Origin of the sequence: Paraburkholderia sp. Ac-20336 (genome assembly GCF_017105025.1) — a bacterium.
GTDB lineage: Bacteria > Pseudomonadota > Gammaproteobacteria > Burkholderiales > Burkholderiaceae > Paraburkholderia.
Genome location: NZ_JAAGPS010000186.1, coordinates 1 through 9,591, shown reverse-complemented (window position 1 = coordinate 9,591; position 9,591 = coordinate 1). Strand labels below are relative to the sequence as shown.

General features: G+C 64.0%; 10 protein-coding genes. 5 read left to right on the top strand and 5 right to left on the bottom strand.

What is annotated here, in order from left to right; genetic code table 11:
- The 3 genes from GXB81_RS29100 to GXB81_RS29090 all read left to right on the top strand — a co-directional run.
- Positions 1-419 (top strand): chemotaxis protein CheB (locus tag GXB81_RS29100; RefSeq protein WP_277396820.1); only part of this gene is annotated, 419 nt, incomplete at its 5' end.
- A 35-nt stretch (positions 420-454) separates the two neighbouring features.
- Positions 455-1,582: a diguanylate cyclase gene (locus tag GXB81_RS29095; protein WP_167285637.1), complete on the top strand. Its 1,128-nt coding sequence runs from the start codon at positions 455-457 to the stop codon at positions 1,580-1,582.
- Between the two features lie 181 nt (positions 1,583-1,763).
- Positions 1,764-2,189 (top strand): HIT family protein, encoded by a 426-nt coding sequence (locus tag GXB81_RS29090; protein WP_167050059.1) that lies wholly within the window; start codon positions 1,764-1,766, stop codon positions 2,187-2,189.
- A gap of 288 nt (positions 2,190-2,477) precedes the next feature.
- Here GXB81_RS29090 and GXB81_RS29085 read toward each other — a convergent pair whose 3' ends face one another.
- Positions 2,478-2,660, bottom strand: coding sequence for a hypothetical protein (locus GXB81_RS29085; RefSeq protein WP_167050061.1), 183 nt, complete (start codon positions 2,658-2,660; stop codon positions 2,478-2,480).
- Positions 2,661-2,975: 315 nt separating this feature from the next.
- Here GXB81_RS29085 and speG point away from each other — a divergent pair, with 315 nt between their 5' ends.
- Both speG and GXB81_RS29075 read left to right on the top strand, forming a co-directional pair.
- Positions 2,976-3,518: a spermidine N1-acetyltransferase gene (gene speG / locus GXB81_RS29080; RefSeq protein ID WP_167285636.1), complete on the top strand. Its 543-nt coding sequence runs from the start codon at positions 2,976-2,978 to the stop codon at positions 3,516-3,518.
- A 432-nt stretch (positions 3,519-3,950) separates the two neighbouring features.
- A complete protein-coding gene (locus GXB81_RS29075; RefSeq protein WP_167050065.1) occupies positions 3,951-4,289 on the top strand; it encodes a hypothetical protein in 339 nt (112 codons plus the stop codon).
- Positions 4,290-4,581: 292 nt separating this feature from the next.
- Here GXB81_RS29075 and araH read toward each other — a convergent pair whose 3' ends face one another.
- The 4 genes from araH to GXB81_RS29055 all read right to left on the bottom strand — a co-directional run.
- On the bottom strand, positions 4,582-5,586 hold the full coding sequence (gene araH, locus GXB81_RS29070; protein WP_167050068.1) for an L-arabinose ABC transporter permease AraH: 1,005 nt from the start codon (positions 5,584-5,586) through the stop codon (positions 4,582-4,584).
- A gap of 164 nt (positions 5,587-5,750) precedes the next feature.
- Positions 5,751-7,298 carry an L-arabinose ABC transporter ATP-binding protein AraG gene (gene araG / locus GXB81_RS29065; RefSeq protein ID WP_167050070.1) on the bottom strand — a complete coding sequence of 516 codons (1,548 nt, stop codon included), beginning with the start codon at positions 7,296-7,298 and terminating at the stop codon, positions 5,751-5,753.
- Between the two features lie 182 nt (positions 7,299-7,480).
- Positions 7,481-8,485, bottom strand: a complete 1,005-nt coding sequence (locus GXB81_RS29060; protein ID WP_167050072.1) for an arabinose ABC transporter substrate-binding protein — start codon at positions 8,483-8,485, stop codon at positions 7,481-7,483.
- 196 nt (positions 8,486-8,681) lie between these two features.
- Positions 8,682-9,591: aldehyde dehydrogenase family protein (locus tag GXB81_RS29055; RefSeq protein WP_205991021.1), on the bottom strand; the 910-nt coding region annotated here is incomplete at its 5' end.

The following is a 9,591-nucleotide window of genomic DNA, read 5'->3' as shown; positions in this document are numbered from 1 at the left end:
GGCCGGTGCGCATCGCGCGCGAAGGCGACCGGCCGCAGGCAGGCGTCGTGCTGCTCGCCGCCACCGACGACCATCTGCATCTGAAGCTGCCGAACATGCTCGGCTACACGCGCGTGCCCGAGGAAACGCCGTACCGCCCTTCCGTCGACGTGTTCTTTCACAGCGTGGTGGCGCGCTGGCCCGCGCGCGCGGTCGGCGTGCTGCTGACCGGCATGGGCCGCGACGGCGCGATCGGCCTGAAGGCGATGCGCACCAAGGGTCATTACACGATCGCGCAGAACGAGGCGACGAGCGCCGTGTACGGCATGCCGAAGGCGGCCGCCGCGCTCGACGCCGCCGCCGCGATCCTGCCGTTGCCGCGCATCGCCGACGCGCTCGTGGCCGCCATCGGCGAGCGCGAGGCCCCCTTTGCACATTGACGTGGATTTCCCGATATTCATTCTGGCTGAACGACATGGACACGCCTAAACCGCCCCAGAACGCCGCTGCGCAGCATGCCGCAGACGAAGCGAACACACCGGCACAGGCACCGGCACACGCGCTCGACGTGGAAGATGCGCCCAGCCTCGCCATCGACGACGCGCTCGCGCGCATCCTCGCCAACCCGCCCGCGGCCGAGTGCCCGATCATGGTGCTGCTCGTCGACGACCAGGCGATCATCGCCGAGGCGGTGCGCCTCGCGCTCGCCGGCGAGCCCGGCGTCGACTTTCACTACTGCGCGTCGCCGGAAGAGGCGGTGCAGTGCGCCGAGACCACCCGCGCCACGGTGATCCTGCAGGATCTCGTGATGCCGGGCACGGACGGTCTCACGCTGGTGCGGCAGTACCGGCAGAATCCGGCCACGCGCGACATGCCGATCATCGTGCTGTCGACCAAGGAGGAGCCGCTCGTGAAAAGCGCGGCGTTCGCGGCCGGCGCCAACGATTACCTCGTGAAACTGCCGGATCGCATCGAGCTGATCGCGCGTATCCGCTATCACTCGCGCTCGTATCTGAACCTGCTGCAACGCGACGAGGCGTATCGCGCGCTGCGGCAGTCGCAGCAGCAGTTGCTCGCGACCAATCTGGAACTGCAGCGGCTCACGCATTCGGACGGCCTGACGGGGCTGTCGAACCGGCGCTATCTCGATCAGTACCTCACCGCCGAATGGCGCCGCGGCGCGCGCGACAAAACCGGCCTCGGCTTCCTGATGATCGACGTCGACAACTTCAAGGCCTACAACGACACCTACGGGCACGTCGCCGGCGACGAAGTGCTCAAGAGCGTCGCGCATACGATCGAATCGTGCCTCGGCCGCGCGTCCGATCTCGCGGCGCGCTTCGGCGGCGAAGAGTTCGCGGTGGTGGTGCCGGGCACGTCCGCCGGCGGCTTGCGGCTGCTCGCGGAAAAAATCCGCATCGCGATCGAAGACCTCGCGATTACCCATGCGGGCTCCGCGGCGGGCGTCGTGACGATCAGCATCGGCGTGGCGAGCCTCGTGCCGTCGATCGTGCAACCGGTGACGACGCTGATCGAAGCCGCCGACGTCGGCCTGTATCGCGCCAAACGCGACGGCAAGAACCAGGTGGCGACGAGCGGTTGAGCCGGCTTCTCGCCGTCAAGGCGATAGCGTAACAATCGCGGCGGACAATCGACGGAGAACGGGCAAGACCGCGTAAGGAACGCGGCGCCGAAAGCGACGCCCAAAACGGCGCAAAAAAACGCGGCGGCCCCGTTACTATCGACCGGTCACCCCACCCAGTCCAACGAGGAAAGGAAACGCGATGAGCTACGACGACAGCAACCCGTTCGCGAAAATTCTGCGCGGCGAATTACCCTGCATCAAGGTGGCCGAAAGCGACCGTGCTCTGGCCTTTATGGACCTGATGCCGCAGGCCGACGGTCATCTGCTCGTCGTGCCGAAGGAAGCGGTCGCGGAAATTTTCGATCTGTCGGATGCCTCGCTGGTCGCGTCGATGCGCATGGCGCAGAAGCTCGCGATTGCCGTGCGCGCGGCCTTGCGCCCGGACGGCGTGTTCATCGGCCAGTTCAACGGCGCGGCGGCCGGACAAACCGTGCCGCACGTGCATTTCCACGTGATTCCGCGCTGGGAAGGCCATCCGCTGAAAATGCATGCGCGCGAACCCGCCGACGCGGACACGCTCGAAGCGCTGGCCAAACGGATTCGCGCGCATTGGCGCGCCGATTGAGGCCGGGCGTGCCCGGCCGGTTAGCCGCCGACGCCATTTGCCGCCCAGACCTGAAGTTGCCACTTAAGTCACATGGGCCATGCAGGTCATGCGCCGTAACATCTGTAAAAGCCGTTGAAACCACCAATAGGCGCGGCGCCGCTAGACTGTCTACTGCCTTGTAACTCAAGGCATTGAGTGTGGATCTCTTTTTTAGCCTGCCTGAGCGGCAGGCTTTTTTTCGGGCGCGCCGGGCAATAGCATGCCCCGGACTTCACGTCCGCTTCATGGTCGATCCACCGCCCAACCTCACAGCCGATGATCGCGCGAACGGCGCAGCGGATGGCGCCAGTCGATGCGCCTCGGCCGCGCATGCAACGGTCGCCCTTCGTGCAGATGACGGTGTTCCTGCCACAGTTCGTCTGAGAAAAGAAACGCGACGATCAGCAGCGGAACCACCAGAAAGATTCCCAATATCAGGTGCTCGCTCACGATAGCCTCCATCACAGGAGCATGATTTCATTGTAGAGCACCGCTTATGCCCGTCAGGCGTCTCGCCGAGCATAAACGCTCGATGCTGGCGGCCGCTGGCGAAACACCGCGCTGCCCTCGCCTGTCGGCGCGGCTTTGCGCCTGGCGCATGCTTTGCCGCACGCGGGGCAACGACGCCTTGCATGCGCCCGGCGCCCGCCGCGAACTCGCCCTCGTTACACGTAGACTAACCGGCATCGACGTGAAAAAAAGACCGCGTTACATGCGCTGCATGCAACGCCGGGATCCGAACCGCTGGCTCTCAAGGGGAATGCCATGACCATCGAACGTAGCCGCGAACTGAGCCTGCGCCCGCTCGAACGCACCGATCTGCGCTTCGTCCACGACGTGAACAACGACGCCAAGATCATGCGGTACTGGTTCGAAGAGCCTTATGAAACCTTCTCCGAACTGAGCCAGCTCTACGACGAGCACGTGCACGATCTGCGCGAGCGGCGCTTCGTCGCGATCGACAACAAGGGTGCGACGGTCGGGCTCGTCGAGCTGATCGAGCTGGACTACATCCATCGGCGCGGCGAGTTTCAGATCATCATCGCGCCGCATGCGCAGGGTCGCGGCTACGCGAGCGTCGCGACCCGCCTCGCGATCGACTATGCGTTTTCGGTTCTGAACATGCGCAAGCTCTACCTGATCGTCGATAAATCGAATGCGGCGGCGATTCACGTTTACGAGAAATGCGGCTTCAGGCACGAGGCCGAATTGATCGAGGAATTTTTCAGCAACGGCCAGTATCACAATGCGCTGCGCATGTGCCTGTTTCAGGCGGATTTCTTCAAATCCGACACGCGTTCGGAGTGATTTAGCGAGTGCGGCCAGGCGAGCCGTTGCGCGCCTGGCATCGTTTATCTTCTGCACATACACCGTTATTTCGCATGACTGGCTTTGCCCGCCCGATGACTTTGTGTGCGTCGCACAAAATCCGCGCATTCATTTTATTAAATCGCTTAATTGATGCTGCGCGTTTACGCGAATACGCCGTGCAATGCATTACCTGTTAAAGGCGTGCGCGCCGTCGATCTTTTAGTTATCCGTTTCATTCCGGCTCGTTCAGGCACCTGCTCAAGGATTAATCAGATGCGGCATGAGGTGCGACAATCCGCCACTGTTGCGACCGCACACAAAATGTGCTTGTCCTTCTTTCCCGTTCTCCTAAAGTGCAAGTTGCGGGTCCGCCGTTAAAGTTAAATACATAGCTAACCTGAGCATTCTGACCTGCACCGGAGGAAAAAAATGAAAACTCGAATCGCCGTTGTTTTCGCCATGGCGGGTTTGGCTGCCGCAAGCGTTCAGGCGCAAGACGTCATGATCAAGCCGCAGCAAACGATTCAGTTCAAGGCCAATGCGTATGGCTGCGTGTCGAAGGATAAGCTCGATGCCGCCGACCAGCATGCGCAAGCCGGTGAACAGCAGCAGATGCAGGAATTCTTCTCCGGATTTCAATGCGTATCGACGCCGCAGGATTCCAGTTTCCGGGTCGTGCGCGTGGTCGGCCACGACGTCGAGTTCGTGAATTCCAGCAATAGCGACACCGAAGGACTCTGGGCAAACGACCGGTTTATCAGGCAATAGTCAAAACCCCTGCAATAGGGAGTACCGTTTTTCCGGCAAAAGCCGGAATGCGGATTGACGTGTGCAACTGCCGGTTTTGAAAGCGGGCAGCATGAACACGTGAGCCAAGAAGCGGCCCGGCATCGTGATGCCCGGCCGTTTTTTTATTGCCCTTTGTTTTATTGCCCTTTGCCTACCGAGGATGCAATACGGCGATGCAATAAAAAAAGCCGATGCGGATGATCGATCCGCATCGGCAGTACGCCTTCTCGCAAGCGCAGGGAAAACCGGCAAAGAACGGGGCAAGCGTGCGTCAATGCACGCGCTTGCTGCGGCGGAACTGGTCGAACAGCACCGCGAGCAGCAGAATGCCGCCGCGAATCAGGTACTGGTAAAACGTCGGCACGTTCAGCAGGCTCATCGCGTCCTGCACCGAGCCCATGATCAGCACGCCGACCAGCACGCCCGAAATCGTCGCGACACCGCCTGTCAGCGACACGCCGCCGAGCACGCAGGCCGAAATCACGCCGAGCTCGAGCCCGACCGACGTCTTCGGATCGCCGAGGCTCATGCGCGACGCGAGCATCACGCCCGCGAAGCCGGTCACGAGACCTTGCAGCACGAACACGGTGATCTTGATGCGCGTGACCGGCAGCCCCGCGAGCACGGCCGCTTCGCTATTGCCGCCGACGGCCAGCACGTTCTTGCCGAACACGGTTTTCTTCAACAGAAAGCCGAACAGCACGAAGCCGACGATGTTGCTCCAGATCGGATACGAGATGCCGAGGAACGAACCGCCGCCGAGATCGAAGAAGCGCTCTTCGGAAATCATCACCGCGTCGCCGTTCGACGTGATGTAGGCGAGGCCGCGCACGACTTCCATCATCGCGAGCGTGACGATCAGCGAGTTGATCTTGTAGCGCGCGACGAGCGTGCCGTTCACGAGCCCGACCGCGCCGCCCGCGAGCACGCCGGCCACGATGCCGATGAACACGCTATGCGTCGCGGTAATCAGCACGGACGCCACCACGCCCGAAAACGCGACGATCGACGCGACCGACAGATCCACCTCGCCGAGCGCGAGCACGAACATCATCGTGACGGAGATCGAGCCGATCAGCGTGACCGAGAGCAGCAGGCCCTGGATGTTGCGCGTGCTCAGAAAGTCGGGAACCGTGAACGACAGCACCGCGAACAGGATGATGAACACCATCACGATGCCGGATTTGTTGATGAGGTCCCAGGTGCGCGCGGCTCGCGCGGTGAGACCCGTGGCGGCGACGGCGGGGGTCGAGGAATCGGTTGAAGGTGTATTCATGGTGTCTGTTCCATTTCAATGCCGTTTTTCATGCGGTTTTTCGTGCCGTTTTGGCTGCGGTAGTGCGCTTGCAACGGCGCGTTCCGGTTGCGTTCACCGAGTTGGCGAGCGAGCGGGCAAGCAGGGCGTGAAGCAAAGTGAGCCCAGCGCGATCGGCCCGCCGCTCAGCGCGGCAACGCGAGCTTGATCAGCGCATCGGGCGTGGCCTGCGCCTTCGGCAAATCGCCGACGATGCGTCCTTCCTTCATCACGATCACGCGATCGGTCACGCCGATCACTTCGGCAAGATCACTCGACACGACGATGACCGTGCGGCCCGCTTCGGCAAGCCCGTACAGCAGCCCGTAAATCTCGCTACGCGCGCCGACGTCGATGCCGCGCGTGGGCTCGTCCATCAGGAACACGTCGATCTCTTCCGCGAGCCAGCGCGACAGGATCACCTTCTGCTGATTGCCGCCCGACAGCGTGCCGATCGGCGTGTCGCCGTTGCGCGTCTTGATCGCGAGCTTGCCGATGAACTCGCGCGTGGTCTGCGCTTCCTTGCGGCCGTTGAGCACGTGAAAACGGCTGAAGTGGCGGCGGCAACTGATGTTGAGGTTGTCCGATACCGACGCGATCGAGACGATGCCTTCCTGCTTGCGATCCTCGGGACACAGCGCAACACCGGCGCGCACCGCGTCGCGCGGCGTCGCGAACTGCACGCGCCGGCCCTTCAGCGCAATCTCGCCGGCGCTCGGTTTCACCGCGCCGTAGATCAGCTTCATCAACTCGGAGCGGCCCGCGCCGACGAGCCCGAAGAAGCCGACGATCTCGCCCTTGCGCGCGGCGAACGAAGCCGGCTCGCGCAGCCCCGGTCCTAGCAGCGCCTTCACGTCGAGTTGCACGTCGCCGAGGTTGCGCGTGCGATAGCCATACACGTCGGTAATCGAGCGGCCGACCATGCAGCTGATCAGCCGGTCGCGATCGAGCTCCGCGCCGGCCTCGAACGTGTCGATGCGGCGGCCGTCGCGAAACACGGTGACGCGATCGCACAGTTCGTACACCTCGTCCATCCGGTGCGTGACGTAGATGATCGCGCGGCCCTCGGCCTTCAGCGCGCGGATGATGCGGAACAGCTGCGTCGTTTCGCGCGACGACAACGAACTGGTCGGCTCGTCGAAGGCGATCACGCGCGCGTCGCGCATCAGCGCCTTGCCGATCTCGATCATCTGCCGCTGGCCGATCGACAGATGCTTGACCTGCTGCGACGGGTCGATCTTTTCGCCGAGCCGTTCGAGCTCGCGCATCGCGCGTGCGACGAGCGCCTTTTCGTCGAGGATACCGAAGCGATTCGGCAACGCGCCGAGCATCAGGTTTTCGGCGACGGTCAGCTCCGGCACCAGATGCAGTTCCTGATAGATGATCGCGATGCCCGCCGCGATCGCCGCTTTGGTCGTCGCAAACTGCTGCTCGACGCCGTCGAGCGACAGCGTGCCCGCGACCGGATGATTGACGCCGGACAGCACCTTCAGCAGCGTCGATTTGCCCGCGCCGTTTTCGCCCATCAGGCCATGCACTTCGCCGCGCCGTACTTCGAGCGAGACCTGGTCGAGCGCGAGCACGCCCGGAAAGCGCACGGTGATGCCGTCGAGTTGCAGATAAGGGTCGCCGGAAGCGGGCGAGGGCGCGAGCGCCGCCGCGCCGTCGTGGGACCCGGTGGAGAAGGACGTCATCGAGAAACCTCAAACGGGTGGAACCTGCGCGGGCCACCTCGCGCTCGTGCGGCTAAACACATGAACGCATGAACATACGAGCGCGATGCGGCCCGCCACGGCGGCGAGAAACCTCGCTTAAATGCCGGTGAAATACTGCGAGCCCAATGCCGCGGGTTAAATGCCGCGCCTCAAATACCGCGTCAAATACCAAGCTCCTTGCGCACGTCCAGCCAGTTGTCGCGCACCATCAGCTTGCCGGTGGTCTGCGTGTCGGCGGGCGGCTGCTTGCCGTCCTTGATCCACTCGACGAGGTTCTCGGTGCTCTCCTTGCCGTGGTTCGTCGAACTCACGGCGATCGTGCCGTAGAAGCCGGTCGGCTCCTTCTTCTGGAACTCGGCGAATGCTTCGCCCGCACCGTTGATGCCGACGCCGATCACGTCCGCGGCCGGAATATGCAGCTGCTCGGTCGCGCGCACGCCGCCGAGCACGCTTTCCTCGTTGAGCGCGAAGATCACCCACTTCTTGATGTTCGGATGCTGTGCGAGCACCGGCGATACCGCGTTGAAGCCGCCTTCGTCGTCGGTCGTTTTCTGCGGCGCGTCGAAAATGTTTTCCTTCCTGAAGCCGCCCGCGAGCAGCGACTGCGTCGCGCCGTCGGTGCGCAGTTTCGCGGTCGGCAGTTCGTAGTCGGTGATGCGCAGCGCGCCGACTTCCTCGGGCTTCCAGCCGCGGCGCTTCATTTCGTCGCTGATCGCCTGGCCCACCTGGTTGCCGATCTTGAACGCGGACATGCCGAGGTGCGGCACGTTCGCGAGCGGCTTGCCGGTCGAGTCGACCAGTTGATCGTCGACGGTCACGAACTTCATGTTGTAGCGCTTCGCGCGCGCCTGGATCGCCGGTCCGAGACGCACGTCGGGCGCGCAGATCACGAAGCCCTTGGCGCCCTGCGCGCCGAGGTTGTCGATCGCGGCCAGCACTTTTTCGCCGTCCGGCGTGCCGATGTTGACGACCGAGAAGCCGTCCTTCTGACCGAGCGCGGTCGCGGCCTTCTGTTCGTTGATGAACCACGCCTGTTCCGGCATCTTCACGAGGAAGCCGACCTTGAGCGGCTCATCGGCGCGTGCGGACAGTTGCGCGGCAAACGGCGCGGCGAGGGCCGCTGCGGCCATCGCGGTCAGGGTCAAACGGCGAAGCTTGCTGGTCATCTTTGTCTCCTGAGGTTGAAAAGCTGCATTGATGTCGTGTAATTGCAGCAGGGCAGTGCGCGGCGGCCTCAGCCGTCGCGCGAATCCGGGTGAATTTGCGGGTGAGGTTGCGGACGAAAGCGCGAGCAGCACATGAAGCGCCGCGTGAGCCGATGCGCGCAACCGGTAGCGAATGCGTGAGCGCGGCTCATGGCGCTCAGCCCGCCACGTAGGCCGTTTTCACGGCCGTCCAGAACGCCGCGTCGGTCGCGCCATAGGCCGAGGCCTTGCGCCCGCCGCCGGGTCCGTGATGCTCGACGGCGGTGGTCGGCAGATTGATCGTCACGAGCCCGCTCTGCACATGGCGGCGAAAATGCCGCGCGCGTTCGAGCGAGCGCGTGCAGATGCCGGCGCACAAACCATAGGCGGTGTCGTTCGCGAGATAGAGCGCGTGCTCGTAGTCGTCGGCGCGCAGCACGACCGCGAGCGGCCCGAAAATCTCGTCGCGGGCGATGCGGTGCTCCGCCTCGCCGATAAACAGCGCGGGTTCGAAGAAATAGCCGCGCGTCGCGCGCTCCAGAGGCCGGCCGCCGTGCAGCAGTTGCGCGCCTTCCTGCTCGCCGATGCGCACGTAGTCGAGATTGCGTTCGAGCTGCGCCGCGTTCGCGACCGGACCGATGTCGGTGCCGTGCTTCAGCGCGTGATCGACGGTGAGTCTGGCGAGCTTCGCCTGCAACGCGTCGACGAACGGCGCGAACACCGCGCGCTCGACGATGAGCCGCGCCGACGCCGTGCCACGCTGGCCCGTCGCGCTATAGGCGCCGGTCAGCGCCGCCTCGACCGCGCCGTCGAGATCGGCGTCGGCGAGCACGACGAACGGATTCTTGCCGCCCATTTCGAGCTGCACGCGTGCCTGGCGCGCGGCGGCCGCCTGCAGCACGCGCGTGCCGGTTTCGGTCGAGCCCGTGAAGCTGATCGCCGCGACGAGCGGATGCCCGACGATGCGCGCGCCGACCTTGCGGCCGCTGCCCATCACGAGGTTGAACACGCCGGCCGGCAAACCCGCGCGGCTGATGATCGAGGCCAAGGCCGCCGCGCAGGCCGGCGCCGATTCGGCCGGCTTGTAA